Source organism: Neorickettsia sp. 179522 (assembly GCF_001593535.1).
Taxonomy (GTDB): domain Bacteria; phylum Pseudomonadota; class Alphaproteobacteria; order Rickettsiales; family Anaplasmataceae; genus Neorickettsia; species Neorickettsia findlayensis.
Window position 1 is genome coordinate 359,124 of record NZ_LNGI01000001.1, and the last position, 26,979, is coordinate 386,102.

Genomic DNA, 26,979 nt, shown 5'->3' on the forward strand with positions numbered 1-26,979 from the left:
ACGAGCTTTTTTTTGAAGAGACTTTTATGATGCAGGGAAAAATAGTCTTAGTAACTGGTGTGTGTAACAGGATCGGCGCATCTATAGCGCGAAGATTTGCTTCGGAAGGGGCTTCTCTTGTTTTGCCTGCAGCAGATCTATCGGATCTTGATGAGTTAAATCAAGATATAAAAAAATTGGGAGGAGAGTCAGTTCTTGTGCAAGCAGATGTGCTGGATGTTTTTCAGATGGAATCGCTTAAGGATGCTATCTCAGGTACCTCAAAAAAGTTAGATGTTCTCATCTCTGCGCATTTTTATACCAGTGAGCCTAATCTCCTAGTAGATTATGAAGTTGATGAGTGGAGAAGAATAGTAGAAGAAAATTTTTCTTTAAATTGGTATATGCTAAGAAATTTTGATGGGCTTTTGAAACGTTCTGAGCATGGTAGGGTAATTTTTCTTTCTCTTGAGAAAATTGTTGGAAAAAACCCTTTGTATTTTTCCCCGTATGTTGCAAGCAATGCAGCTCTTGCGCAGCTTATGAAAGGATATGCCAATGATGTTCTAAATTATGGTATGTGCGTAAACATGGTTGCCTTAGAAGGATACGAAGAGGGTATTGCTGCGGAACCTCAGCCTGAATGTGCGGAACTTTTCCTTCAGTTGAGTTCAGCACACTATAAGATTTCTGGTAGAAAACATTATGTCTCTTATAGTTAAATTTAAATACTAGTCTTGCTCAAATTGAGCTTCTACTTAAAAGCTCTTTGCTCTTTTTAAAAGTGTGTCAGTGATGGAAGTTTTTTCTATGAATTGTGGAGTATAGAATTGATCCCTCGGTTTACGCCATTCTTGATGAGTGGACAAAATGGTTAGGTGGTGTAAAGTGCTTTTCTAGTAATACATTGGTTGCCTACAATAGGGATGCTATTGCTTTTTTGGATTTCCTTTCTACTTTCAGAGGCGGATCTGTGTGTTGTGCTAGCCTGAAGTGCATAGACAATAAAGATTTACGCGCCTGGCTTGCTAGTAGAAGAAAAAATTCTATTTCTTTCCGCGCGAATGCAAGAGCTTTGTCTTCAGTAAAGAGCTTTTTTAGATACCTTGCGAAACATAAGGAAGTTGTCAATGAAGATGTCTTAAGTGTTGTATTGAGGTTTAAGCCGAAGGCGCTGCCACGTTCTTTGACTTTCAAGGAAATAATGGAATTAATTGAAAAATTTTCTTCCTTGAAGATAAGTTGGATAGTAAAGAGGAACATTGCGCTATGCTATTTGTTATATGGTTCTGGTTTGAGGATTAGTGAAGCGTTGAGTCTAAGAGTTGATGATCTTGCTCATAGTGAGATCAAAATAGTGGGTAAAGGTGGTAGGGAAAGAATGATTCGTTTATTGCCTATAGTACGTGTTGCATTGGAAGATTATATCGCTTTGTGTCCATTCGAGTTGGATGAGGGAAGTTTTCTTTTTTTGGATCGGAACGGAAATAAGCTGTGTAGGACTGCTGTAGCAGGGGCTTTCCTCTCACTTCGTAGACGATTCAATCTTCCGGAGCATACCACGCCACATGCGCTTAGACACAGCTTTGCTACACATCTACTCCAGGAAGGTATTGGTGTTCGTAAAATACAAGAATTGTTAGGGCACGCCTCACTTGCGAGCACTGAGATCTATGCAAAACTGAATGCTGAGTCACTCATGGAAAAGTATAGGCAATTCTCTATAAGAGATAGGGATGACTGAGCCCTATCTAGGAGGAGCTTGATTGCCGTAGAGTTAACCACAATGAGTGTGCTTCTATTTTAGTGTTCTACACTTTTGAGCGGTTGATGTGGGGGAGTAAAGAGGTTTTTCGAGTGCGATAATATGGAAACATATGCCTCAGTCGTTGTTTGGCTGTGAGAGATGCAAAAGCACGAAGACAAGCCAATGCTTTGAGACACTGAGACGTCGAAGTAACAAAACCAAGATAGATAGGTCAATGAAAGTAATCGTACGCGTTTTTAAAAATTTGCATCCCAGGCCCATTTTCAGGGATTGGTAAACACTCTCTTCTGCACTTCTCTCGAACCATATAGTAGTCGTCAGTTTGTACGAGAGAAACCGCCCTCTCTGGATGGGGCATAGTGATTAGCATCTTCCCGTCATATGCAGTAACAGCAGCAATCCTGTCGTAAGAACCATTCACATCCTGCGTGTACCGCATGGCGACATCGACTTTCAAATTGCCCATATCTAAGGGTACCAATTTCCCCTCGCCATGAGCAATTGGTAAACGGATTCTATGAATACCCCTCATCCAAATAGAAGCACTTTCAGGCACTTCAATGTCTTGCCACTCACATTGATACTGGTTCGAGGTATTTGCTTCAAAAGTGACCTCTAGAGCTGTGATCAAACGTACAAGTATCTGTGCACCGTTGCATATGCCTATGACTAGTTTATCTTCTTCGAGAAAGTTCTCTACTTTTTCTAGTAAGGGAGCAGTTTTACACGCGAACGCGTTTCCCGCGCCTGTATTATCAGCAAAAGAGAAACCACCAGGAATGGCCAGAACTTGGTAATTGCGAAGTTTGTCAGGGTTGCTGAGCAAATCATTCAGATGCAAGATGCTTCCCGTAAAACCGGAGAGCTCAAAGGCACGAAGTGTCTCGTCCTCGCAGTTAAGCCCATACCCAGACAGCACAAGTACACTAGCCATCTTTTTTTCAAAACCTTGAACCGTAGTGTAACACACTCACGTGTAAAATACATGTCGAAATATCCAATATCATTCTCTTCACTCCCGTTATCGGGAATTGCTTTGAATGCTAGTAACGCATGTATAGGCAATACAGGATATGAGTGCACCAGTTATGATACTACCAACAGCTTGTAGTGCTATAGGCATACTTTCAAATCTTGGTATTAGTGGAAGCAGCAGATAGATTATAGCTGCCAGCACCACAGATGCAGCTACGGCAATGAACATATTTCTCAGACGTGTAGACAGTGGTTGTTCAGTTTTCTTTGGTGCTGTTGGACTTTTACTTTTACTTCGTGCGAAAACCGAACCAACGTTCTTTAAGAGTTTTTGCACTGCTCCTGGTTCCACTTTTACTACGGCAGTTTTATCGTCAGGTGCATCTTTTTTTGCATCAGGTTTGCTTGAGACACTTTGTGAGGGATCTGGTTCAGGAACTTTTTCCTCTACGGTGACTTCTAATTCACATCTTATTTCCGCCGCTGTGATTATGACTATATCAATACTCTCAGTGAACAGTGCTAATGGGAGTACTATTGAACTATCAGAGCAGTGTATATTATTTACGCGAACGGGTTTTAATAGTTTAGGTCTGAGCGTACCTTCAAGAAATGCTTTACCCCATGAAAGTTTTACTGCTGCTACACGCTTATTTACGTCTTTCATCAGGATAGTAGTTTGAGAGGCTGTTAAGATCGAGAAAGGATTTCCATCTCGTTCTTGCACCGGTAACGTAGCTAGGATTGCTTCGGTGACTGCGATTATGTTTTGCTGAATTTCTTGGAACCGAGTTGCTGCTCTTGCTACACTGCGTAGTCCTTCTTCTGTTAATTTTACAAGTTTCTCAGAACTGATAGTACAACTCGACTGTCCCTCTGTGACGTGATCTACCCTTGTGAAGATTGGCTGAGCTGGAAGTACACCTGCGGTTTCTGCATTGAGTACCATTGTTGCCAAGGAGATTATTCCTGTGTTGTCGTTTCCTATATTTGCACTGCAGAATGATCCAAGATGCGTTTGTATTGCAGCACCTGGAACGAGTCTGCAAAACTTATCTGAGCATTGGTATGCATTTAGTGCTGCTTGTAAAACTTCTACCAGATGTGGGAAGAGGTGTCTCGGATTAGGCATGCAAATAGCCATGTTGCCTCTTCCTTCTGTAGCTGATTTGCATATTTCGTGGTAGCTAAGCTCCTGGGTGTCCTGCCGGTTCCTAGCGCAACATTTGCTCTCAGGGGAAAGCGTGCCGACTAAACAGGCTGTAGCTTTTAAGTTGCTGCATAGATGGTGTGCTAAGGATCTAGTCCAAGTGTGTCCAAGCAAGTTAGTCGGAAATTGTAGATAACATTTCCTTGATACTGGATCGAATAATACTGTGAACTGTGGTGGAGCTGCTGCTAAAGGTGAGTGAGTAGTTTGCTCTATGATTTTCGCGAGTAAGTCATTGGCCTTTTTGAAGGGTACTGTACATTCCAGCGAAAGTGCGCATACTTCTTGAATGAAAGGGTAGCACGCACTCTGTCCGCTAGGGAAATTACGTAGCACTAGAAATGTCTCACCACCATTCCCTTCTACTTCTACTTTTTGGTAAGGTACGCGTAATCTCGGTTCTGTAGGAGATGTCAAACTTGCGCAAAATGCACGCAAAGTATCTACTTGACTTTGTGTTAGACCCTCTATCTTGTAGGTAGGGTGTGTGGGTACGCTAATCTGACCAACCGATGACGCTGCAGCACCTTGTACTATGCCACTTGTTTCTACAGAACAACTAGCTACAGCGCCTTTCTCAATAGGGATTGAAGTTACCGGAATCACTGATGGAGTTGTTCCAGTAACGTTCATTATTGCTCTAGCTAGGATCGTTGTTATCCATGCATGTGGAGCTCTTCCCGCAGCTATCCACTCATGTAGGGCTCTGGCAGTGCCGAATGTAATGCTATGTATGGGCATATTCTCAGGTTTTGGTTTGCCTGCATCATTGATACGATTTACAAACGCTTTAGCCCCATCCAAATAGCATGCTCTGACAGTTAGTCCGTTTTCCCCATCACTTGGTGGTGTGACATTCACGTTTTGCAACCCAAAGACATCAGCTACTTCTGCTTCATACATCTCTGCCAGCTCCATGCCAGGCTGGATTTCCTCTTTTAGGGTGCTAGCTTCTTCAGCTTTTAGAAGCCTTAGTCTGAGTTGCTCTGTATTCTCCCCCGGAAGTATTAGGTCAAGTTTTTGACTTGCTTTCTTAATGCTTGCTTTGGCCTTTTTCTTTAGTGCACTACCGCTGGCTGTAAGAGTCTGTGACCAACGTTGAAACATCTTTTTTCGTGTTCCTTGAGGCTGTTCTCCTTGTTGTGAATCCGGTGCATCCTGCTGAGTAGCCGCATTTGACTGTGTGCTTTCCTGTCCTTGAGGCTGTTCTCCTTGTTGCGTGTCTTGCATTTCTAGTTTATTCATTTTTTGCATCTGATAACATCGATATACTTATCGTTCATCTGGATCACGACGAAAACCTACCAGCAGTACTAATCTCCTGGAGAGTGAAACAGTAAGGTTATACTTTCTACAGTTTATTTGTAAATTTTTTTATTTCTAATGTGATAGAAGCAAGTGCATAGCCTAGTTGTCACTCGGTGAAGGGATTGTTGGTTTTATCTGTCCCAGTGAAAGTGTGATGCAGATCGGACTGAGGCAAAGCATTTATGCCGAATTTTAACACAGAATTTTGTTTCATGTTCACACGATAGAGTAAACTTCAAGCTTTCTTTATGAATTAATTTTTAAAAAAAATTTATCAAACTTTGACATGCTAAAGGGAAAACCTTACTTTGGCAAAATAATGAAGGTCCTGTAAAAAAGAAAATAGGAATGATTGCAGTAGGATTTTCATTAAGATATATTTGTCCTGGATCTAGCGTTTTGTTTTAATGGAAGCAACACAGGAAAAATTTAGGAGGATCGTTCTTGAGCACACAGTTAAGGTCTCTGTTATGCGTGCTTTGAGCCTTTCGGATGAGAAGTATGACGAAATAAAGTTGGAAACAGACCTTGGCTCAGAGCTTGGTATAGATAGCCTCGATGCTGCTGAAATAATTATGCGTGTTGAGGAAGATCATGATCTCGAGGAGATTCCTGAAGATTATGCGAGGAAGGCAAATACGGTTAAGCACATTTATGATTATGTTCTTGAACACTGTACTAAGCCGTTGGATAAGTTAATCGATTTCAGCAAGAAGGATACTTTTTTTGGTAAATTTTTGGCTAATATTTCTGAGTCGTTTGATTGTGAGCTTTCTACGCTTGAGAACGTCTCCAGCATGAGTGATCTCGTCTCTATGCTTACTTCCACTTCAATAAAGTAGATGCGAAAGAGAGTTGTAGTAACCGGATTAGGGTTGCTTACTTGTCTGTCCAGCAGTAGAGAGGGCTCTTGGGCTCTAATCCTTGAGTCAAAGTCTGGCGTGAGGACGCTCTCTACTGTGGAAACAGAGGGCCTTCCTGTCACTATAGGAGGGGAGGTGTTGGAGAATGGAGAGGATTGCTTCGAGTGTAAAAAATTTGGTGATCCCCGAAAACACGATCGCTATATACTGTACGGTATAGCTGCGTCTAGAGAGGCAATACGACATTCGCAGTTACTGGAGTATCCTTCCTTAGACAAGAGAAGGGTCGGTGTATCGATAGGTTCCGGCATAGGAGGGTTACCACTTATCGAGAAAAACTCGATTCTTCTCCGTGAAGAGGGTATACGAAAAGTAAGTCCGTTTTTTATTCCGGCAAGTTTAATCAATCTTACTTCAGGCAATGTTGCAATTGAAAATGGATTTACAGGGCCAAATGATGCATTGGTCACTGCATGTGCAACAGGTGCTCACGCGATAGTTAACTCTTGGCGCATAATTGCGAATGACGAAGCTGATGTTATGATAGCTGGCGCTTCTGAAGGGGCTTTATGTCGAGTCGGGATAGCTGGGTTTGCAAATATGAAAGCCCTTTCTAGACGTAATGATGAGCCAGAGAAGGCATCTAGGCCGTGGGACGTTGATAGGGACGGTTTCGTAATGAGTGATGGTGCTGGGGTTATGGTGCTCGAAGAATATAGCCATGCAAAAAAACGTGGAGCGCGAATTTATGCTGAATTAGTAGGTTTTGGCGTTTCTGGAGATGCTTACCATGTCGCCGCTCCTAATCCGAGTGGAGATGGTGCACTTGCTGCGATGACGTCTGCAATAAAAATGTCTGGGGTCGGACTAAACGAGATCGATTATATTAATGCGCACGGAACATCCACACCTAATGGTGATGCTGCTGAGCTGAATGCTCTAAGGCGTTTGTTTGGTAATTCTTTGGGAATGGGTGTGTCTTCAACGAAATCATCTATAGGTCATGCTTTGGGTGCTGCTGGTGGTATAGAAGCGGTTCTCTGTGTACTCGCTATGCGTGATTCGGTAATGCCCCCAACTATTAATTTGGATAAACCTGACGATTGTACTAGTGGATTTAATTTAGTGCCACACACGCCTCAAGAGAAAATTCTGCGGTATGTACTCTCAAATTCTTTTGGCTTCGGTGGGACTAATGTATCATTGTTGTTTGGACAATGTTCATAGTTGGAGGTCTGTGTGTTAAGTGAGAAAAAAAATATCGCAGCTGCCTGGTTTAGAGAGCTGAGAGATCGTATCAGAGATGAATTTGTTGCTATAGAAAGAGAGTTTGATCCGAATTTTCAGTCGGGCTTTACAGTGGAGTCTTGGGAGCGAGAAGGTGGCGGGGGCGGCGAAATGAGCCTCATGTACGGTAGTGTATTTGAAAAGATAGGTGTGAATATATCAACCGTGCATGGTCTCCTTAGCGAAGAGTTTGCATCCAAAATTCCTGGTGCCGCAGAAAGTGGAAGAAAGTTCTGGGCAAGTGGCATTTCACTGGTGGCGCATATGAGTTCCCCCCTTGTTCCTGCGGTGCACATGAATACGCGGATGATAGTTACCGATAAATACTGGTTTGGTGGTGGTGCAGACTTGACTCCTATGTATTACAACGAGGAGGATGCAAAGACCTTCCACGCCGAGTTTAAAGAGGTGTGTAATAAACATGATGGTAACTATTACGATAAATTCAGCAAATGGGCGGATGAATATTTCTACATAAAGCATAGAAATGAACCTCGAGGCATAGGGGGAATATTCTACGATTACTTAAGAACAGATGATTGGGAGAAGGATTTTGCTTTTACGAAAGATGTTGGTAAGGGCTTCCTTTCCGTGTATCCAAAGATAGTGAGGAAAAATATGCACCTCTCTTATACAAATGAACAGAGGCAGTTTCAGCTTCTCAAGAGGGGTAGGTATGTTGAGTTTAATCTTCTATATGATAGAGGTACCGAGTTTGGTCTTAAGACGGGTGGTAATGTGAAGGCAATCCTAATGTCTTTACCTCCTGCGGTAGAGTGGAGAGATTTTTAAGAGTGCTTTATTATCCTTTCGTAGGGTAGTTTGGTCTGATATATGGAGTTTGTTTACCTGCTTGTTATTCTCGCTGTTTTTTTCTTTATTTATCGGCGGACTTCAAGCAGGTTAAGTGCTGGTGGATTAGTAACTCTCCTTGTTTGGGGCATCGTGATATGTGTGGTGGCCTACATGTACAATGTTGGGGGTATGATTCTTGAAAACAAGCTGCTTGATGAAATTTATAAGAAAGTTCAAAGTGGAATATCAAGTGAGCGGGTTGGTTTTAAAAAAGCGAGAGATGGGCACTTTTATGTCGACATTATCGTTGGTCGTGTGAAGCTAAAATGTCTGCTCGATACAGGCGCTTCGGACACGATTTTATCACAAAAAGATGCTGTGAAACTAGGGATCGATCCTAGTGTTCTCGACTACAGCAAAGAGTATAGTACCGCTAATGGAAAGATAAGGGCAGCTCCTGTGATCTTGAGAGATGTCTACCTGAAGGGTTATCACATTCCTCATCTAGAAGTAAGTGTTTCGGAAGTGAAAGAGCAGGAACAGTCTTTATTGGGGATGTCATGCTTGAGGCATTTTGATTTTTTTATAAAAAAAGATACCTTATTTTTGCTGCAGAAATAACTTTCTTATTATCTAGTAAAAATCAGCAAATTGTATTACTCTCGTCTCGGGATTATTTCTAATTTGGTGTAGGTCTCTTTTAGGATTCAAAGAAGATTCATTTATGCATTAAGAGATTTGCTGAAAATTAAAACTTTCCTGAAAGAATGTGCGAAATTTCTTGTAGTGCCGTTATTAATGAAAAATTTCAGAAGTGTTTCTAAGGCAAGGTTGTTGTTTTTCCTCTCTGGTTTTTGTTGTGCAATTCCTACTCAGCTGAAAGCGTCGGATCTGGAAAGTCATAATGAAATCGTGACTAAGGCTGGTTCCTTGAATGGGCAGGAGGTGTATGACAAGAGGGTTAATACTACAGGGCTTTTAAACAGTATAGGTGCGACTTTCAGTGAATTAAAAAATTCCAAGATTAGTCATGAGAAACGCTTTGTCGACAGAGAGGGTAATAATATTCGGTTCAATTGTGAAGCACCTGATTTGGAAGGAGATTCTTTTCAATCAAAGGGCCAAGCAGACAGTTCACGAGGTGGTTTGTCAAAACTGATAAAGAATTTACCTAAAGCGGAAGGACTAAAGGTGAATACTCGAGCAAATGTCTTTGGGCCGGAAAGGGTAGCAAGACAAAATAGTCTGAGCAATCAAAGTCGTTATGCGGGTGGTGCGCGCTTTACACTGACTCACGAGTTTAGTGATTCTGGTGAACGGGCCGTAAGGATGTCCGAGTTTGGTGCTCTTTTACCGCTATTATCTAGAGAAGATGGCCTTATTTACATTGATCTTAAATCGAAGCTGTACGATGCCAAAGCAAGTGAGATTAGTACAGGAGTTGTTTTTCGGAGGAAAATGTCTCCTTCCCTTACAGGAGGTATAAACCTTTTTACAGATGTACGCTTTTTGCCTGAGGGTAATTATAGATGGTATTCACTGGGTGGGGAGATATTTTTCAAATCTTTCTCTTTAAATGCTAACTATTACCATTCAAATAAAAGAGGTAATCTTTCGATTGTTAGGAAGCTGGATTTAAATCCTAAAAGCTTAGGGAAGTCAACTGTTGTGCTTCATGAGAGGATTGCCGGTAACGGTTATGATTTAGGTTTTGGTTTGACTCTTAATGAATACATTCGCGTTCGTGGTGATGCATTTTTATTCAATAGTCCTCATAACAAAGAAGAAAAGTTTTCGGGTTATAGGGCTGGAATAGATTTTTCTCTTTACCTGAACGATCGCTTCAGTGTATTGGTATCACCAGAATTTGTGACTGATAGTAAGAAGAACTCATTCTCAATAAATGTTGGGTTTGATTTACCAGTTGGTAAGGAGTACACACAATTGTTGGGGCATGTCAGGAGAGATAAAGATATAGTCCTGTTTGATACTGATAATTCTTATGATGTTAATGCGGTTTTCTTGAGTGGAGAGACAGAGCATAAAGTTGAGGAGATAGTTGAAGTTTCTAAGGGGGATGAAATAAAAACCGCTGAGAATCCTACCACTGAAGTGCAAGTGCAAGTGCAGACGCAAGCAAGCTCAGATGCTTCTTCTGCTAGTAGCAGTACGGATACAAAGACTCTGAAAATTGTGCCGCTAAGAAAGTTGTACATTATCAAAGATGTTGAAGAGAAAAGTACTGAAGAGAAAAGTACTAAAGAGAAAGGTGCTGAAGAGACTGCTGACATAACTCTACCGAAAGAGCTTAAGTCTGTAATAATTTCAGATGAAACCTTATTGAAAATGCACGTAGCATACCAAGGTGGAGAAAAAATAGTAGATTATCTCATTCCTAAGAGTAAGAGGACGCTTAAATTCAAAGTTGATGAGGCGGGTGGAAAGGTCTCAGATTCAATGATAAATGGTGCGACAGTGGATTTAGGTGATCCTAGCAAATATACTCTGACGGATGTCGTGTTCAATTCAAGCTTTATCAAAAGTGATAAAGAGCATCCGTTCCAGGATGATAAAAATGTGCGCATATTCAATTCTGCATTAGAATTCTCGCATGACAAATTGAAGTCTGCATTCTATTCAACAAAGAATGATGTTCAAGACGGAAAACCGGGTGTAAGCTATTTTCTAAAAGATGTATATATAAAATTACCTAAAGTTGTGCATGATCCAAAGAATCCAGCGAAGGATGATTTTAAAGCTCTCTTTGCCGGTGATCTAGATAAGATGGGCAAACTTGATGTCACACTTGCAGGTAAGATCAAAATAGATACGAAGCCGTCAATTGAGGCAAAACAAAAAGCAGCAGAGCAAGCAAATTCTCCTTCTGATGCTAAAGCTAGTTAAGTGTTGCAACTACAAGTTAGGATAGGTCAGGTTTGTTCAGCGATGTACTAGAATGAAAGCCCAGCTTAGCAGTCAAGGGGGATAAGATATGCTAATCCAAGTGCCGGGAAAACCGCAGATCTAGGAAAGATTGGTTGAGTCATAAGACTTTGGTTTTCGAGTTTGCTTCTTGGATTAGTGATTCTTTGGTCCCTAGGCTTTTATGGAATGACTGAATTCTATGAAGCAAGCGCCGTGCTTCTTCCACTTTGAGATCAGTTACCTTGCAAATTCATCGTTTAATGAAAGTTTTTTAGATGCCAAAGCTATTCCCGCAGCTGCAGGTGGATTGCGAATTAGGATTTTTTATAACAAATTTTTCCCCGACGAGTTCTCTTACATAGTCAAGTTGCGCAGAGCGCATCAGTTCGAGTGATGTGTTATCTATCTCCAAGATAATTCTTCCGTTCCAGGTGATATAGTATTTTCCTTCTTTACTCGTGTGAATCATCTCATCTTGAGCAGCACCTGCAGAATTTTGGTCGGAGTATGCGTCACTCTTGTTTTGAGAACAACTCATTGTGCTCTGAGCTGTTCCCATATCATGTTTGGAGATAATGTTTTGCTCGTGGGTTATAGGATCGAAAGTATTTAAAGTGCCATTTTCCTTGAGAATGTTGTGATCCGGACACAACATTGCGTTGTCGCACCTCCTGACCTCAAATTTATATTCAAAACCATTACAACCACCGGGCTCAACGGTTATGCTCAAGCACTCTGCATTTTCTGTAATCTCTAGTATTCTTTTCAGTGCTGCATCAGTGAGTGAAATTTTTTTTTCCGTTTTCACTAGAAGGATGAATGTACATTATTTGAAAGATCTAAGTATAACATTTTTTTTTGCTTGCAAGGTGAAGCTTATCTTATTCAGAGTTTTAAGCCAAAATTTTTTTAAAAGTGATAGTTCCGAGTAATTCGCACATGGTTTTGTATGAGTCACGATGAGAGGAACTTATCAAATAAATCTATATGAAGGTTCCCTTAGCTGGGTAGTTAATTTAGTTGGTGTGGTTCCATAAGCAGAATTTTATCTATTGAGAAGCAATATCTCTTGCTGTAGCTATATGAAGATTTCCTTAGCTGGGTAGTTAATTTAATTAGTTTGGTTCCATAAGCAGGATGTTATCTATTGAGAAGCAATATCTTTTGCTGTAGCTATATGAAGGTTCCCTTAGCTGGGTAGTTAATTTAATTAGTTTGGTTCCATAAGCAGAATGTTGTCTTCATATTCGTCATTCCCAGAAAGGTCTAAGGGAAGGTTATTTCTAGAAAAAGAAGATCCTCAACGAGATTGTTATCAGAGGGACAGGGATAGGGTGATACATTCTTCCGCTTTCAGGCGCTTGATGTATAAAACCCAGGTTTTCAGCTATTGTGGTGATGATCACTATAGGACCCGTCTTACGCATAGTCTTGAGGTTTCACAAATTGCGCGCTCCATGGCTAGGCTGCTTGGGATTAATGAAGATTTAACGGAAACCATCGCACTGGCTCATGATATAGGGCATCCACCATTTGCTCATGTAGGTGAAGAGGCCCTTCAGGAAGTTGCGGCTGAACACTACAGATTTGAGCATAATGCTCAGGTTCTGAGGATCTTAGGAGAATTCGAGCATCAGTATATGGATTTTAATGGGCTCAATCTCACTTGGGAAACGATAGAAGGTTTAGCAAAGCATAATGGCCCGATACAAAAGCCACACCAAATCATAGAAGAGTATGATGACTTGCTTAATCTAGAGCTTGAGAAGCAACCTTCTTTGGAGGCCCAAATAGTATCGTTAGCTGATGATATCGCTTATAGCTCGCATGATATAGATGATGGGCTTTTATCTGGTGTGATCACTTACCAAGATTTACGACATTTGCCTATCATCGGCGAGAATATTTTAAAATTCGAAAAGGCTTTTCCTGAAGCAAGTAAGAGTCAGGTGATGTATAAGGCCCGGAGACGAATGATAAGGTTTTTGATTCATGATGTAGTTGGTGTAGCGCGGGAAAATATAAAACGTTATCTGCTAAAAAGTGTAGACGACATAAGAGAGTTAGGATTCCCGGCTGCGAACTTCTCAGAGAAAGTTGGCAATGAGATGAAGGAAATTAAAGCGTTTCTCTATAACAACCTCTACTTCTACTACAGTATAAGAAAGAGCAGGGTAAAACTTAAGAGAATAGTGAAAGAATTATTTGAAGTTTTTTTTCATGATCCTCAGTGCTTGCAGAAAGATTACTACGAAAGATTTCGTGTAGCTGACTCTATGAATAAAAAAGCTCAGTTAGTATGTGACTTTATTGCAAATTTAACTGATAGCTCTGCAATGAGAGAACACAAACAATTCTTCAGTACATGTGTCCTAGAGCGGGATTACTGATTTTTTTCGCTAAATAGGTAACAATTTCTAGTTAGTAGTGCGTGATAAATCAATGCAGTGGGAGAATGAAGGTGTAGTTTTATCGAATAAAAGGCTCGTTGAAAACAAAGCCGTAATTACTTTATTCACCAAGGACTATGGGTTAAAACGCGGTCTATGTAGCAGGAAAACAACAGTTGATCTAGGGAACGTAGTTTACTGTAGATGGAGTGCTCGGTTGGAAGCACAGTTGGGATACTTCAGAGTGGAGGCAAAAGAGATAATTTCGCCGTTTTTGTTCACCGATTACAAAAAGCTAAAGCTCCTCAATGCAGTTTTAAGTATTTTGCTTAGGGTTCTTCCGGAAAATGAACCGCAAAGGGAAATTTATAAGATATTTATCCAATTGTTGCAGGCATTTAAGTCAAACACTCTTTGTTACTACAGGAGGTACATAGAAATGGAGTTATCAATATTACGGCATTTGGGGTTTCAATTGGATTTGTCTCGTTGTGCGGTAACTGGAGAAACAAAAGATTTATTTTATATTTCCCCAAAGACTGGCAGAGCTGTTACGAAAGCGGTCGGTGAAGCATATAAAGATAAACTACTTCTCTTGCCACCATCACTACATAAGATTGCCAACGGCCTATCGATAGAAGATGAGATATCTCAGGAAGAGTTCTCGGATTGTATAAGAGTGACAACTTTTTTTCTTCGGACATTCCTGTTTTTCTTACTACATTTGGACCTGCCGTATCATAGGAAGTCTGTCTTGGACTGTGTATGAACATTTTTTTCTGGCAGTCATACAGAGTTGTGCAGAGGGATGCGTAGGAATATAAACAAGGTGCATTTTGTAATTGTAGGTGCTTCTAATAGGGGGATATATCTTCAGTAAGAAGGGTTATTATAAGAAGAGCGCTGGTTATACGACAAGGCAGAAGTTAATAGTTGAAGTTGTTGCGTTTGTTTGATACAATACACGGCGCGTCATTTTGCGCTATGACAATAAATGGTTTTTCATAATAAGTATCTTGGACCCGAAGGCAGAATTCGGCACCTCCACCGTTTTGCGGGGGTGTATTAGTTTCGACAGGTATTAAAAGCTAAACTTTTGTTCGGTTGAGTGATCCCGTGATTCACAACACTTTTTATAAGTGCAAACGACAATTTTGAAGCTGGTTTTGCTGAAGAAGCATTAGCTGCCTAGTTTATAGGTAGTACAGCGCGGCTTGGGGCGGCCGGTCAACAGAACGCCCCAGTTTTGTTTATGAAAGAGATTAAGTATAAAGCATTGGTAAACGCCGCGATGCTCGGTGTTGTTCGCTCTGTGATGAACGATATCTCTGCTGGAGAAGCAGCGAATTTTTTCATTACTTTTTCTACACAAAATGCCTCTTTGTCGGATGGTCTGAAGAAAAAATATCCACGTGAGATGAGTATTATTTTGCAAAATCAATTTAGGGATTTGCAAGTTTCTTATGAGAAGTTCAGCGTGGTGCTCAGTTTCTCTGGTGTCGAAGAGTGTATTACCGTACCCTTTTCGTCAATTTTGTACTTTCTTGATAGGGAGTGCAATTTTGCTTTGGAGTTTCATGATTTGGCCAGCGGGGGTGATGTAGATGAAGTTGATTCTTGTGATGCTGGTAGTACTTATGTTTCTGAGACCGGTACTAAGTGGGAGCAACAGGGGAAGATAATAGATATTACTGGTATGTTGAAGAAAAAGTAGCTTCTGCGTAGATTTATCGATTGTCGGTGCGTGGGACTATGTACATCCTCCGTCAGGCTATCCTCCCTTTGTGAGTGAGAAGATATGAGGTTGTGCGGCTTTTTGCTTTGTCTTATTTGCCCTCTCTGTATTCGGTTAGGCCTGCGCCTGACATAAAAAATCGAGTTGTCTTGTGTCGGTTGGATTTGGCTTTTAGATAAGCTGGGTGGCATGATTTAAAGTTGGTTTTGACTCTCTATGTACGATGTTATAGTAGTTGGTGGCGGTCCGTCCGGGTATCCTGCAGCGATTCGGGCGAGTAAAATTGGTCTTAAGGTTGCACTTGTCGAGAAAAATAAGTTGGGGGGAGTGTGTCTTAATTATGGGTGCATTCCAACTAAAGCGCTTTTACATGTCGCAGAGAAGTATCACTTTATAAAAACTGGAGCAGCTGAACTAGGTATAAATGTTTCTGGTGTTTCTCTTACCTTTAGTAGTGTAATCGCGTATGCTCAGGAGAGAATTAAAAAACTTGCTTCTGGCGTTTCCTACCTTATGAAGAAACATAAAGTAGAGGTTTTTTACTCCAGTGCAAGGATTTTGCCTGGTAAAAGGATCGAGTTAGAGGATTTAGACAGGACTATAAGTGCAAAAAACATCATTCTTGCAACCGGGAGCACTCCAAGAGAGATTGCAGGTCTAGAATGTGATCATGAGCTAATTTGGAATTATAATGATGCAATAACGGCAAGTAAGATTCCTGAATCGTTGTTAGTAGTCGGAGCTGGTGCGATAGGTGTCGAGTTTGCATGTGTTTATAATGCATTTGGCAGTAAAGTGACTGTCATAGAAATGCAAAACCAAATTCTTCCATCTGAGGACGCTGAAATCAGTAATCTTGCTGAAGTTGCGTTTAAAGAGAGTGGAATCACTATACGGAAGGGTACCACTATTCAATCCTTGAAGAAGGATAAAGAGAGGCTCCTTGTCACATTAAGTGATGGGACTAACCTAGTGGTTGAAAGAATTTTAGTTGCAGGTGGTGTAGAGGCGAACTCTCAGAATCTTGGTCTTGAACAGATTCCCACAATAAAGATGAATAAGGGCTTTGTTTCTGTTGATGAGTACTGCCAAACAGGTGAGGCTGGTGTATATGCAATTGGTGACTTAAGGGGTTTCCCTTGTGTCGCCCACAAGGCAATGTACGATGCGTATGTTTGTACGGCAAAAATAGCTGGAAAAGACCCCATTCCTTTAGACAGGAATAGCATTCCTAGTTGTATTTATTCTTTTCCTTCAATTGCAAGTATTGGGTTAACAGAAGAAGCTGCTCTGAGAATGGGTTATAACGTGAAAATAGGCCGCGCAAGAGCTGAAGGGAACGGCAAGTCAGTTGTCCTTGGTAAGGATAAAGGCCTGGTCAAAACGGTCTTTGATAGCAAAACAGGAGAACTTTTAGGAGCCCATATAATTGGTTATGAAGCGACGGAAATTGTCAATGGTTACATTATTGCAAAAGCTTCGGAAGCAACAATTGAAAGTTTGAAGGCTGTTATTTTTCCCCACCCGACTGTTTCTGAGATGATGTACGAGGCAGTACTAGCGGCAGATAATGAGGAAGTTCATTCGTAAAAGGTAATTTTCTGTTTTCTGCAGTGGGTGTGTCAGCTCTCTTTTCAGAAAGTGGGGTTTTTTACATATAAAGTGAATGTTAAAAAGGTCTTATCGTAGGTCATTAAATGATTTAGTGGGACGTTTGGCGGAGATGATAGTGGCACTGCATCTCTCGATTAAGGGATATATGCTCTTGTGTAGGCGTTATAGGAATCCGTATTGTGAACTTGATTTAGTCTGTGCCAAGCATGAAGTTCTACTTTTTGCAGAGGTGAAATTTCGGAGCTCGCTGCAGGCGGTTGAAACCATGGTTGATTACGCTCGTATGGAAAAGATGTATCCAGCTTCTGAGATTTTTTGTACCGAGTTTGAGTTGTACTACCGCTTTGAGAGAATCTTTAAAGTCTTTCTTATAACTCCGTCAGTGTTGCAAATTATAACGCTATAAGAGCTGTGTGTGGGTGCTAGCGTTTATTAATATTACGCGATTCTAAATCGTTGTTAGTAGAGAATGTAGAAATTTTACAATTTCTTTAAGTAGGTGAGATGGTTATTGGAAATAGAGGGTTTGTAAAAATCGCACCACTCTGTTTTTTATTGAGACAAAGAAATACTCGCATTATTAATTAGACAAGGATAATGCTCGCAGTTGAAAGGAGCACTACAAATGCCAAAATATCCGTAAAGGAGCTAGTGATGATCGAAGACGAAAGAGCGGGGTCACCACCAAATCTCTCGATTATAAACGGGATTGCAGCACCAAAAGATGTGGCAAGTGCAAACACGAGGGTGATAGAGATAAGAAAAGTCGATTCCAAAGCCAGATTGTGAAAGCGTACGGCTATTATTACTACCATTAGTGCCGACATTACAAGACCGTTGCACAGGCCTACAATCAACTCTTTTACAAAAAGACGCATGGCATTACCTTGACAAAATCTCTTTGTAATTAGGGCTCTAACTGCGACCGTAGATGCTTGTATGCCTGCGTTTCCACCCATTGCGGCAATTATGGGCATAAGAATTGCGAGCTCCACGTGTTGTTGTAATGTTAGCTGGAAAAAGCCAATTATGTAAGAAGAAAAGTTAATGCTTAAGAAAGTAACTATGAGCCACTTAATTCTACGCATTACTGTGTTTGCAACATCTGAATTGATGTCTGATTCTGAGACTTTACCAGCATGTAATATATCTTCTTCTGCTTCTTCAGAGATTACGTCAACTACATCATCTATTGAGATTACACCGACAATTCTTTGCTTTTTATCGACTACAGCGATTGAACGTAAGGAATGATCCCTAAAAAGGCGAGCTACTTCTTCCTGATCTTGACCTGTCTCTACAGTTTTTATATTGGTCTGCATTAGTATTCTTACCAAGGATCTGCTCTTTGCACATAAGATATCATTAAGAGAGATACTGCCTATTGGGTGGTTTTCCTCGTCTACAACAAAGATTTCGCTTATATATTTTGGCAGCTGCTTTTGAATACGAATAAACTGTAAAACTTGTTCTATGCTCCAGTCTCTTGGGATAACGATAAAGTCCTTATGGATCAATCTTCCTGCGCTTTCTTCAGGATAGGCAAGAATTTCTTTGATTACTTTTCCCAGTTTTGATGGGAAAAATCCAACGATTTTTTTTACTAAGTCCTGCTCGATTTCCTCAAGTATATCAACTATTTCATCTACCGGAAGAGAGGTAATAATTTGTGCGAATCCTCGGACGCCAACTGTTTCGACTATTCTTCTCAATAACTCAGTTGGTATCTCCGCCAAAATATAAGTGTGATGAACTAAGTGCTTGTGCATGAAGTGTTCTTGAATCTCACTCTTTGCATTTATAAATGCATCTATGAGTTCTTTTTGATTCTGCACCCTATCTTGCTCAGATATTTCCTCAGTAAGCTTCTTTAGGATAAGAGGGATAGTATCAGTCATCTGCTTAACATTTACACCAGAATTCTCTAAAAAAGCTTATCTATTAATGAATCTTAGAGCGTCCACGCCCAGAAGAAAGTGTACACCAATACTATACTTGGTGTACACATCGAGTTTTGGTTTAATAAAATTCAGTTTCCGGTAAGCTAAGCAGGATAGTCAAGTGTTTAGTTAGGATTTCATTTCCAATAAAACGAAAGCCTTTGGGTTGATTACCTTTGCGCCAACCCTCTTAGTAATATAGAATGAAACATATGGTTTTGCGGAATATGGATCTCTTAAAACGCGCATTTCGCTTCTATCGACAATCTGATATCCACGTTTAAAATCTCCAAAAATAATTGGATATTTCTTTGTCGAGCTCTGAGATTTATCAGATGTAGCTATTATGGGCATTTCTGAACATTCAATAACAGGTATTCCCATCAATGTGTCGGGTTGACCTATTGAAATTCCTGGTTGGAACATATAATTTCCCGTCTGTTCGTACTTTAGACCTCTTATTAACTGGATACTTGCACTGTGCATAAGAAATGTTCCATTGACGGAAAACTCTCTTTGTAGGGCATAATACAGATTCAGAATGTCTTCAGGGGTTATTCTGTCTTTTTCCTTGCTTGTGATCTTACAAATCTGGGCTCTATTAGAATCCGTATTATGTTGAAGTATTCCATGTGGTTTACCATCTCCATTACCGGTAATGAAAGTTTCGTTTTCGAGTTGTGTAAATGCCAAAGCAGCCTGTTCAATTAACCACCTTTCTACATCTATAGACGGGTCATCAAGGACTTTTTGAGTAGTTCTTGGTTGTGTATAGAGTTCATAGGTATTTATCTCTGTTGTGATTATATGTTCTTTTGCATCGCTGTTACTTATCTCATCCTCAGAAACCCATTGTGCCTCTAATGCATCGCCATTGCTAATATAGGTTATGCAGTCTGTTGAGATCGTATCAACAGACGCTATTTGCCTCATTGGAGAGAGCTTCTTCATTTCTTCATGGAGCAAATTGATCAAAGTATCTGTAAGTGGAAAGCCATTACTCTTTATTTCAATGGAGCTCGTCAATCCTTTTTTGAGATAACTATCGAGTTGCTTCTTGTACAGGCAGTCTTCAGCGAGTTTGGTTGAAGTAAAAGGTCGTTTTACAGACAAGTCATAACTATCTTCTAGATTTTTCAATCTTTTTTCATAGTTCTCCAATCTCTCGCTTTCTTTCTCTTTAAAAGATTTTATTTCTGTTTCGAGGCTTAGAAGTAAATTATCTACTGTTGTATCCATTGAGTTATTTATGAATTAAAAATTCAGTTTATTTCTTTTAGCCACTTATGAGGAAGCAGAACATTATTACTACATAGGAATTGGATTCCCACAGTCAAAAGCCATGCTTGTAAGTTAGAGAACTTATTGCAGCAGTGGTGGTGTTTAAGAAGTCCTTCGGAAGATTTTTTATGCCTTTTTAAAGCCAAATTATTTCAGTGATTATATTTTTTTCTGGATAGATTGCTTGCATAGCTTCCTTATATAGACGCATTTGTTTTTCTATGCTGGAACTAACTTGCTTATCTTCTCCAGTTTTATAATCCCTAATTATTATTGTGTCTTTTCCGAACTCCACATTATCCATTCTGAGTAGCTTGCCATCGAAATAGACTTCCACTTCGTTTTTGCCGCCCATGTTGCGATTTTTTTTAAGAAAAAGCAAAACCGTTCTTTTGATTTCATTTTTTTGCTCGTTTAATAATTCTGGGGAGTATTCTTCGAGGAACAAATCTATCCATTTTTCAGTTTTTTCAATTTTCGAAATGTATTCGAGAATCTTGTGTATTAATTCACCGCGGATAATCTGAAACGTCCTCTCAGAGATTTTTGTCGCATAATCTTCTAGTATCATTTCCCCCAGTTTTTCCTTTTCTTCGTAATAAAGTTCATTTGAGTTTTCTGAATTGGGTTGCTCATTTTTTACTGCTTTTATGCTTTTCTCTGTGTAATTGTTTGTTCCTCTACTCAGCCTGTCATCTTCGTAGAATTTATTTACCCTTTCCTTTATCTCCATTGGATACGAGAGATCATCTGTATAGTAATACGATCCATCTTGATCTTGGGAGCCTATTTTTGCGATTCCATTACTGCATGCTTCATACCAAGAATTTTTTTTACTCTGTTTGCCGATACCCATGATATATAATTCATCCTCTGCACGTGTTAAGGCAACATAGAGCAGTCTCAGATGTTCATATCGAATCGATTCCTTCTTCACATTTCTAATTTCTTGCACGACTCTAACATGGTTTTCTGATGAGAGAAGAGGTATTCCATCTTCGGTAAAGAAGAAAATATCACGATTTTGTGGTACGTAATTGCTATCCACTATAAACACAATGGGTGATTGTGTACCTTTGCTTCCATGAACGGTTGAGATAGTAACCCCGTTTTCGTTGTTGCTTTTGATTTTTAGACTCGCGTCTTCCCCAGAAAAAATATAAACAAAATTATGGATACGTTCGTGTTCGAGCGTGTTGTCTAAAAAGATGTCAATATAATACGGGGTTTCGCTTCCATAGTATTTGGATAATGTAGTGATAGTCCTTGCATCAAGGATTTGTGAATATATGTCAAAAGTCGTGCCATATAGTTTAAGCCATTTCTTGAGTACTTTTCCTGCATTTGTATCGCAAATCTGTTCGAAGATCCGTTCCTTTTTTTTCTCGGTTTTGAGCTTTAACAGAGCATTGTCGTTCCAGGCAAAGATAGGAGATTTTAAAAGTGCAATCAGAGCCTCATCATCGTGTTTATAGATCAGAAACTTCCCCAGATTTATGAAAAGCTCAAACAGAGGGTTGTTCTTTACTGCGAATTTACCGGTAAAGTTGACTGGGATGTTAGCAGCGTTAAGTTGTGTGTAAATGTGATCCACTAAATTTGTTCTGTGCGCAACGAGGATCAGTATGTCACTTCCTTTTACGGGTCTGCACTTTGCTTTGAGTATTCTGCCAGTTTGAAGCCAATTTTGTATAGTTTTCCTGATAGAAATTGCCAGCTGAAGTTCTGCATCAATTTCTTCTCCTTGTAGCAATGGTAGCACTTCTATATAGCCTGGCGCTTCAGCCCTATTCGTAGTATGGCTAATTCTCTCATGGGATGTTGCGCACAGTTGGACATTTTCAAAGACGCTATCAACGAATTGTAGAATAGCTGCAGATGATCTATAGGACTTTGATGTCGTAATTTGGATAAGCTTATTTTGTGGATCTCTTTGTTTCAGTATGTCGTAAAACGCAAGATATATATCGGGACTCGCGCCCTGAAAGCCATAAATGGACTGTTTGTAGTCACCAACTACGAAAATGCTCTTATTATTTGTTTCGTCTATAAGAAAATCCCTACAAAGATGAGAGATGATATACCACTGTTTGAGGTTGTTATCTTGTGCTTCATCGAGCAGGATGTGATTTATTTTTGTAGCAACTTCATAAGTATTCCATATTTCTATGTTTATCGCAGTTTCTATGATTCCATTATGGGAAATATAATACCTTGGAATGTTTTGATTACTTTCTAAAAATTCAGCGAATGCCGATAATACATCTATGCTCTCCGTTGCTAATTGTTCAAGTGGATCGTTCTTAAGTTTCTTGATAATTTGTCTGTAATCTAGGTGAAAGTTACTTAGTAATGATGCTAGCATTTCATACAATTTTCTCTCGGTTGTGTTTTCTGCAGTTTTCATGGAAAGTTGACATCTTTCCCAAATAAATTGTGCTAGCAGTCTGCAGAATGTGTGTTGGTTCTCCTCATATATTTTTTTCGAAAGATGTTGTGGGTCACACATTTTGATTGATTGCCAGCAGAACGAGTGTAGTGTCTGTATTTGGATAAGTGTGTCAGCTGTGTATACCAGTTTCCGGACATAATCCCGATCTTTTACTGTTCTGTTAATCGTGGAAAGCAAATACTTGTCCATCTCTGTATCGTTCATTACAGAGAGCTCTCCTAGTATGGCGAAAATGCGGTTGTGCATTTCCGCTGTTGCTATCTTTGTAAAGGTTATGCACAGTATATTCTTCTCTTTGTTAACCAATAATGATACAGCTCTCTTTACAAGTAACGCGGTCTTGCCACAACCGGCAGATGAATTGATCCAGATTGAAAAATGAGGATCAGTAACTTTTTCTATCATTCGTGATAGCTATGCAACCAATACGTTTAGATAATCGTGACAGAGCTTCGAGGAACATATCATAGCTAACAAACAATATAAAAAGAATCTTGATGCGAGATGCGATCATACAATCCAACCACCACCTAAGACTTTACTTCCATGATACATAACGCAAGCTTGTCCAGGTGCTATAGCACATTGGGGTTCCTCAGCTAAGGTGACTTTTACTAGGTCACCACTTGGATAGAGACACCCTTTCACTGTATCGGTCCCAGAACGCAACTTCACCTCACATTCTAGTCCAGTTGTTAATTCCTTTGCATCAAGCCAATTTACTTCTTTCACGTAAAGTGAGCGTTGTTGCAATTTATCACGTGTACCAACGATTATGATGTTATTCCGAGCATCAATTTTTACAACGTATAGTGGCGTAGGAGAAGATAATTGCAAGCCGTGTCTTTGTCCAATGGTGTAATGAATTGTTCCATTATGTGTGCCAAGGACTTCTCCACTAGTTGAGAGTATTTGTCCTGGTTTCTGTGCATCTGGCCTGAATTTTTTTATCACATCCGCATAAGACTTTCCATTTACGAAACAAATATCCTGACTTTCCGGTTTTTCGGAAATATCCACACTTAGTTTTCTGGCCAAGTCTCTTGTTTCGCTTTTTTTAAGATTTCCTAAGGGGAAACGGAGAAATTCTAATTGTTCACGTGTAGTGTTGAAAAGAAAATAGCTTTGATCTTTTATGGGATCAGCTCCTCTATGCAGTTCTAGACCATTTTCTGTTGATACTCGCCTTACATAGTGACCCGTTACAAGTGCATCGACAGACAGATCTTTAGCGATTTTCATTAGGTCCCTAAACTTTACTGTCTGATTGCACTTTATGCATGGTATAGGAGTCTCTCCTCTAAGATATGAATCTGCGAAGTCTTCTATTACTTCTTTTCTGAAAGTTTCCTCCATATTGACCACGTAGTGTAAAAAGCCGAATTGGGCTGCTACCCGTTTTGCATCAAATATGTCCGAACCTGCACAGCAAGTTTTTTTATTTGTTTGCGTGGAAGTAAAACTACTATGAAGTTGTAGTGTCACGCCTATGACCTTGTAGCCAGCCTTATGCAGATAAGCTGCAACGGTTGAGCTATCCACACCACCTGACATAGCAACCATTACTTTCACGTCATTAGATGCCCTTCCTGGGATAATTTCTACGAGGTCTTGCATTAAATTTCACAAATACTTAACGGGTCATTATAACAGGATCAGGATCTTGCTTAACAGCCAATTGATATGTTCTTGTTTTACAATTGAAATTCGTTCTTTATTGTATGTGCTGTAGGAATGATGAAATCATTTGTTGTAAAAGGGAATTAAATATGGAGAAAATTGTTCACTATACATCGAGCACTAGAGTTGCATGCCGCGCAGAAGAAAATTCAATGCATCCACTTGTTTATCTAGATCTGCAAAGGGATGGACGCGTTACTTGCCCTTACTGTGGTGCTATATTCGTTCACAGAGGTACAGCTGATGACACAGAAACGTAAGATTATTCTAGATACTGAGACCACAGGTCTTGATATGAAGAATGGGGATCGTGTAATTGAAATTGGCTGTGTTGAGATGGTAGATTTTCGTCTTACGGGCGAAATCTTTCATATTTATCTGAATCCTGAGCGTGAGATTTCAAAAGAGGCAACTCGTGTACACGGTATCACTTTGGAACAACTTGCTGATAGTCCAAGGTTTATTGATATAGCGGATGATTTTCTGAAATTTGTAGATTCATCAGATATAGTTGCTCACAATGCAAGTTTTGATGTACGTTTTCTCAATTCGGAGTTAATGCGTGCAAGGCAAAGAAGATTGATCAAACCGGAAAATGTTATAGATACGCTTGCTATGGCAAGAAAGATATTTCCCGGTTCTCCGGCTTCGTTAGATGCATTATGCAAGAGATTTAAAATTTCACTAGAGCAACGTGAATTTCATGGAGCCTTGCTGGATGCACAGCTTTTAGCGCGTGTTTACATAGAATTGAGTAAGGGTAGTCAGGTTAGTATGAGCTTTTTAGATGGATCTGGTGCAGGTTCTGAGAAAAAAACGCTCAAAGAACGTGAGAAGCTCATCATTACCCCTGAAGAGTCGCTTGCGCATGGTGAACTTATCAAGCGTCTTAAAAATCCTCTTTGGGACGAGATTTTGCTAGAAGAGTAGGACTCCTCTATTGAAAGGGGCCTGCTGAAAGGAAGATTTCTTGACTATGCACGCTACTTGTTTATTGGTACGGACCTTGTCTGTTATGATCTCCTGAAAAATGGTCTAGAGTTATTTTCTTTTTAACAAGACGGTATTAGTTTCTATGACGTGCATATCCAAGAATGGATGGTAATGCTAAAACACATAGTTTAATTTTCTGTGATTAGTGTGATAACGCCCGAGGAAAAACTCTCTGCTCTAAGGAGAATAATGGAAGATAACGGAATAGAAGGTCTTCTTATAACTATTACCGATGAATTTTTACTTGAATCTCCTCTTCCTTGTAATAACCGCCTTAAATGGCTTACTGGATTCTGTGGATCATTTGCCCTAGCTCTTGTTACATGCGATAAGGCATATTTTTTTACTGATTCCAGGTATTTGATTCAGGTTAAGCTTGAAGTTTCTGAAATATATACGTGCCTACAGTTTAGTTTGGGTGAAATTGAGCGCGTGATAAATGAGAATCGTATTCAAAGAATTTATTACGATTCAAGATCACTTAACCGTATTATGTTGAGGTTCTTCCCGAGTCAGATGCAGCCTTTGGATTGGAATCCAATTGATTTTCTCTGGGATAGAGAGACAGCGACTGTTGGAAAGGTTATGGCTCACCCGCTTTGTTATGCAGGGTTGTCTAGTCAAGAAAAGTGCAAACAAATTATCGACGCAATAGGTGGCAATGACTATTTTTTTTCTAATTCAGAATCTGTGTGCTGGTTAGCAAATATACGTGGTTCGGATCTTGAATATACACCTGTAGTTTGTTGTAGAGCTATTCTTTATTCGAATGGGTTGCTTAGAATCTTTCTACGGGGCCCGGTAGACGATCTACCTTCGTTAGAAAGCCATATAGAGGTTTTGCGCTTGGAAGAATTAAAGTTTTACTTGACCCAGTTAAAATCGGTAGCTCTGGATGTGCAGAGCGTAAATATTTACTATTTAAACTTAATGAGCGGTGTGCAAATTACTGATTTGCAGGATCCATCGATTATTATGAGAGCTTGCAAAAACGGTACGGAACTTGAAGGTAGTATAGCAGCTCATAAAAGAGATGGTTTGGCTCTAACAAACTTCTTAAACTGGCTAAAAGTAAATGACTCCTCAGATGAATTAACATCAGCAGAGGTATTGCTAAGTTTTAGAAAAGAGCAAGATCTGTTCTTTTCGCTCAGTTTTCCTACGATTTCTGCATTTGGTCCGCACGGTGCAATAGTGCACTATACTCCTTCCAAAAAGAGCAATCTGCGGTTTGTGCCAGGCAATCTGTATTTGGTAGACTCCGGTGCTCAGTACCTTGATGGTACCACGGACGTAACACGTACTATTGCAATAGGTGAGCCCACTGAAGAACAAAAGTTTCATTATACTATTGTGCTAAAGGCCCATATTGGGCTTGCTAAAGCTGTATTTCCAGCTGGCACTACTGGCAGACAGTTGGATGCACTGGCTAGATCTCACTTGTGGAGTTACAAGCTTGATTATGCTCATGGTACCGGTCATGGTGTTGGAAGCTTCCTTAATGTTCATGAAGGGCCTCATTCATTTGGAAGTGATGTTCCGTTAAAAGCAGGTATGATTATCTCAAATGAACCTGGTCTCTATTTCGAAGGGAAATATGGCATAAGGCTGGAGAATCTTATGTATGTAAAAGACACTGGAGATGGGTTTTTAAGTTTCACTCCCCTTACCCTTGTTAATTTTGATGAGAAGCTAATACTGCATGACATGCTCTCCGATTGTGAATCACAATGGCTGGAAGATTATTCAAATCTAGTGAGAAAGACGCATCACTCTTAGTCCTT

22 protein-coding genes and 1 other RNA gene are annotated in these 26,979 nt (G+C 40.0%); 16 read left to right on the plus strand and 7 right to left on the minus strand.

Annotated features, from left to right (window positions below; translation table 11 throughout):
• Window positions 1–26: 26 nt before the first annotated feature.
• Window positions 27–701: an SDR family NAD(P)-dependent oxidoreductase gene (locus AS219_RS01755; protein ID WP_067979285.1), complete on the plus strand. Its 675-nt coding sequence runs from the start codon at window positions 27–29 to the stop codon at window positions 699–701.
• Window positions 702–796: 95 nt separating this feature from the next.
• Complete coding sequence (locus AS219_RS01760) at window positions 797–1,723, plus strand: tyrosine-type recombinase/integrase (RefSeq protein WP_067979288.1); 927 nt, start codon at window positions 797–799, stop codon at window positions 1,721–1,723.
• A 235-nt stretch (window positions 1,724–1,958) separates the two neighbouring features.
• Here AS219_RS01760 and AS219_RS01765 read toward each other — a convergent pair whose 3' ends face one another.
• Together AS219_RS01765 and AS219_RS01770 are read right to left on the minus strand one after the other, a co-directional pair.
• Window positions 1,959–2,681: a phosphoribosylformylglycinamidine synthase subunit PurQ gene (locus tag AS219_RS01765; RefSeq protein ID WP_067979292.1), complete on the minus strand. Its 723-nt coding sequence runs from the start codon at window positions 2,679–2,681 to the stop codon at window positions 1,959–1,961.
• 87 nt (window positions 2,682–2,768) lie between these two features.
• Entirely contained in the window at window positions 2,769–5,186 is a 2,418-nt protein-coding gene (locus AS219_RS01770; RefSeq protein ID WP_067979295.1) for a hypothetical protein, read from the minus strand.
• 461 nt (window positions 5,187–5,647) lie between these two features.
• Between AS219_RS01770 and AS219_RS01775 the strand changes: the two genes are divergently transcribed.
• From AS219_RS01775 to AS219_RS01795, 5 genes are all read left to right on the plus strand, one after another.
• Entirely contained in the window at window positions 5,648–6,082 is a 435-nt protein-coding gene (locus AS219_RS01775; protein WP_067979298.1) for an acyl carrier protein, read from the plus strand.
• A complete protein-coding gene (gene fabF, locus AS219_RS01780) occupies window positions 6,083–7,330 on the plus strand; it encodes a beta-ketoacyl-ACP synthase II (RefSeq protein WP_067979301.1) in 1,248 nt (415 codons plus the stop codon). It begins immediately after the preceding gene.
• A 12-nt stretch (window positions 7,331–7,342) separates the two neighbouring features.
• Entirely contained in the window at window positions 7,343–8,182 is an 840-nt protein-coding gene (hemF, locus tag AS219_RS01785) for an oxygen-dependent coproporphyrinogen oxidase (protein ID WP_067980457.1), read from the plus strand.
• A 42-nt stretch (window positions 8,183–8,224) separates the two neighbouring features.
• Window positions 8,225–8,806: a TIGR02281 family clan AA aspartic protease gene (locus AS219_RS01790; protein ID WP_067979304.1), complete on the plus strand. Its 582-nt coding sequence runs from the start codon at window positions 8,225–8,227 to the stop codon at window positions 8,804–8,806.
• A 177-nt stretch (window positions 8,807–8,983) separates the two neighbouring features.
• On the plus strand, window positions 8,984–11,089 hold the full coding sequence (locus tag AS219_RS01795; RefSeq protein ID WP_067979308.1) for an inverse autotransporter beta domain-containing protein: 2,106 nt from the start codon (window positions 8,984–8,986) through the stop codon (window positions 11,087–11,089).
• Window positions 11,090–11,381: 292 nt separating this feature from the next.
• Here AS219_RS01795 and AS219_RS01800 read toward each other — a convergent pair whose 3' ends face one another.
• Window positions 11,382–11,918: a HesB/IscA family protein gene (locus tag AS219_RS01800; protein WP_067979311.1), complete on the minus strand. Its 537-nt coding sequence runs from the start codon at window positions 11,916–11,918 to the stop codon at window positions 11,382–11,384.
• Between the two features lie 424 nt (window positions 11,919–12,342).
• Here AS219_RS01800 and AS219_RS01805 point away from each other — a divergent pair, with 424 nt between their 5' ends.
• The 6 genes from AS219_RS01805 to AS219_RS01830 all read left to right on the plus strand — a co-directional run bounded on the left by AS219_RS01805 (window position 12,343) and on the right by AS219_RS01830 (window position 17,255).
• A complete protein-coding gene (locus AS219_RS01805) occupies window positions 12,343–13,500 on the plus strand; it encodes a deoxyguanosinetriphosphate triphosphohydrolase (RefSeq protein ID WP_067979314.1) in 1,158 nt (385 codons plus the stop codon).
• Between the two features lie 52 nt (window positions 13,501–13,552).
• Complete coding sequence (recO, locus tag AS219_RS01810; protein ID WP_067979318.1) at window positions 13,553–14,269, plus strand: DNA repair protein RecO; 717 nt, start codon at window positions 13,553–13,555, stop codon at window positions 14,267–14,269.
• Between the two features lie 160 nt (window positions 14,270–14,429).
• Window positions 14,430–14,745, plus strand: a transfer-messenger RNA (tmRNA) gene (gene ssrA, locus AS219_RS01815).
• A gap of 7 nt (window positions 14,746–14,752) precedes the next feature.
• Window positions 14,753–15,214 (plus strand): ClpXP protease specificity-enhancing factor SspB, encoded by a 462-nt coding sequence (locus tag AS219_RS01820; RefSeq protein ID WP_067979322.1) that lies wholly within the window; start codon window positions 14,753–14,755, stop codon window positions 15,212–15,214.
• A gap of 237 nt (window positions 15,215–15,451) precedes the next feature.
• A complete protein-coding gene (gene lpdA, locus AS219_RS01825; RefSeq protein WP_067979324.1) occupies window positions 15,452–16,825 on the plus strand; it encodes a dihydrolipoyl dehydrogenase in 1,374 nt (457 codons plus the stop codon).
• 76 nt (window positions 16,826–16,901) lie between these two features.
• The gene (locus AS219_RS01830) at window positions 16,902–17,255 is read left to right on the plus strand and encodes a YraN family protein (protein ID WP_067979327.1); all 354 of its coding nucleotides are present in this window, start codon (window positions 16,902–16,904) and stop codon (window positions 17,253–17,255) included.
• A gap of 178 nt (window positions 17,256–17,433) precedes the next feature.
• On the opposite strand, the gene mgtE is transcribed toward AS219_RS01830, so the two are convergent.
• The 4 genes from mgtE to mnmA form a co-directional block, all read right to left on the minus strand.
• Entirely contained in the window at window positions 17,434–18,747 is a 1,314-nt protein-coding gene (gene mgtE / locus AS219_RS01835) for a magnesium transporter (protein ID WP_067979329.1), read from the minus strand.
• Between the two features lie 171 nt (window positions 18,748–18,918).
• Window positions 18,919–20,028 (minus strand): phage major capsid protein, encoded by a 1,110-nt coding sequence (locus AS219_RS01840; protein ID WP_067979332.1) that lies wholly within the window; start codon window positions 20,026–20,028, stop codon window positions 18,919–18,921.
• 178 nt (window positions 20,029–20,206) lie between these two features.
• The gene (locus AS219_RS01845; RefSeq protein WP_067979335.1) at window positions 20,207–22,927 is read right to left on the minus strand and encodes a UvrD-helicase domain-containing protein; all 2,721 of its coding nucleotides are present in this window, start codon (window positions 22,925–22,927) and stop codon (window positions 20,207–20,209) included.
• A 105-nt stretch (window positions 22,928–23,032) separates the two neighbouring features.
• The gene (mnmA, locus tag AS219_RS01850; RefSeq protein ID WP_067979338.1) at window positions 23,033–24,139 is read right to left on the minus strand and encodes a tRNA 2-thiouridine(34) synthase MnmA; all 1,107 of its coding nucleotides are present in this window, start codon (window positions 24,137–24,139) and stop codon (window positions 23,033–23,035) included.
• A 215-nt stretch (window positions 24,140–24,354) separates the two neighbouring features.
• Here mnmA and AS219_RS04075 point away from each other — a divergent pair, with 215 nt between their 5' ends.
• The 3 genes from AS219_RS04075 (at window position 24,355) to AS219_RS01865 (ending at window position 26,974) form a co-directional block, all read left to right on the plus strand.
• Complete coding sequence (locus tag AS219_RS04075; protein ID WP_231861876.1) at window positions 24,355–24,462, plus strand: zinc-finger domain-containing protein; 108 nt, start codon at window positions 24,355–24,357, stop codon at window positions 24,460–24,462.
• Entirely contained in the window at window positions 24,446–25,132 is a 687-nt protein-coding gene (gene dnaQ / locus AS219_RS01860) for a DNA polymerase III subunit epsilon (protein WP_067979345.1), read from the plus strand. Before AS219_RS04075 ends, dnaQ begins: the two co-directional genes overlap by 17 nt.
• A 201-nt stretch (window positions 25,133–25,333) precedes the next feature.
• Window positions 25,334–26,974: an aminopeptidase P family protein gene (locus AS219_RS01865; RefSeq protein ID WP_231861824.1), complete on the plus strand. Its 1,641-nt coding sequence runs from the start codon at window positions 25,334–25,336 to the stop codon at window positions 26,972–26,974.
• Window positions 26,975–26,979: the final 5 nt, after the last annotated feature.

What these genes read in the sequence shown, in the direction of transcription:
- AS219_RS01755 (WP_067979285.1), top strand. Translation starts at nt 27, where the DNA reads ATGATGCAGGGAAAAATAGTCTTAGTAACTGGTGTGTGTAACAGGATC.
- AS219_RS01765 (WP_067979292.1), bottom strand. Translation starts at nt 2,681, where the DNA reads ATGGCTAGTGTACTTGTGCTGTCTGGGTATGGGCTTAACTGCGAGGAC.
- AS219_RS01770 (WP_067979295.1), bottom strand. Translation starts at nt 5,186, where the DNA reads ATGCAAAAAATGAATAAACTAGAAATGCAAGACACGCAACAAGGAGAA.
- AS219_RS01775 (WP_067979298.1), top strand. Translation starts at nt 5,648, where the DNA reads ATGGAAGCAACACAGGAAAAATTTAGGAGGATCGTTCTTGAGCACACA.
- fabF (WP_067979301.1), top strand. Translation starts at nt 6,083, where the DNA reads ATGCGAAAGAGAGTTGTAGTAACCGGATTAGGGTTGCTTACTTGTCTG.
- AS219_RS01790 (WP_067979304.1), top strand. Translation starts at nt 8,225, where the DNA reads ATGGAGTTTGTTTACCTGCTTGTTATTCTCGCTGTTTTTTTCTTTATT.
- AS219_RS01795 (WP_067979308.1), top strand. Translation starts at nt 8,984, where the DNA reads ATGAAAAATTTCAGAAGTGTTTCTAAGGCAAGGTTGTTGTTTTTCCTC.
- AS219_RS01805 (WP_067979314.1), top strand. Translation starts at nt 12,343, where the DNA reads ATGTTGTCTTCATATTCGTCATTCCCAGAAAGGTCTAAGGGAAGGTTA.
- recO (WP_067979318.1), top strand. Translation starts at nt 13,553, where the DNA reads ATGCAGTGGGAGAATGAAGGTGTAGTTTTATCGAATAAAAGGCTCGTT.
- AS219_RS01820 (WP_067979322.1), top strand. Translation starts at nt 14,753, where the DNA reads ATGAAAGAGATTAAGTATAAAGCATTGGTAAACGCCGCGATGCTCGGT.
- lpdA (WP_067979324.1), top strand. Translation starts at nt 15,452, where the DNA reads ATGTACGATGTTATAGTAGTTGGTGGCGGTCCGTCCGGGTATCCTGCA.
- AS219_RS01830 (WP_067979327.1), top strand. Translation starts at nt 16,902, where the DNA reads ATGTTAAAAAGGTCTTATCGTAGGTCATTAAATGATTTAGTGGGACGT.
- mgtE (WP_067979329.1), bottom strand. Translation starts at nt 18,747, where the DNA reads ATGACTGATACTATCCCTCTTATCCTAAAGAAGCTTACTGAGGAAATA.
- AS219_RS01840 (WP_067979332.1), bottom strand. Translation starts at nt 20,028, where the DNA reads ATGGATACAACAGTAGATAATTTACTTCTAAGCCTCGAAACAGAAATA.
- AS219_RS01845 (WP_067979335.1), bottom strand. Translation starts at nt 22,927, where the DNA reads ATGATAGAAAAAGTTACTGATCCTCATTTTTCAATCTGGATCAATTCA.
- mnmA (WP_067979338.1), bottom strand. Translation starts at nt 24,139, where the DNA reads ATGCAAGACCTCGTAGAAATTATCCCAGGAAGGGCATCTAATGACGTG.
- AS219_RS04075 (WP_231861876.1), top strand. Translation starts at nt 24,355, where the DNA reads ATGCATCCACTTGTTTATCTAGATCTGCAAAGGGATGGACGCGTTACT.
- dnaQ (WP_067979345.1), top strand. Translation starts at nt 24,446, where the DNA reads ATGACACAGAAACGTAAGATTATTCTAGATACTGAGACCACAGGTCTT.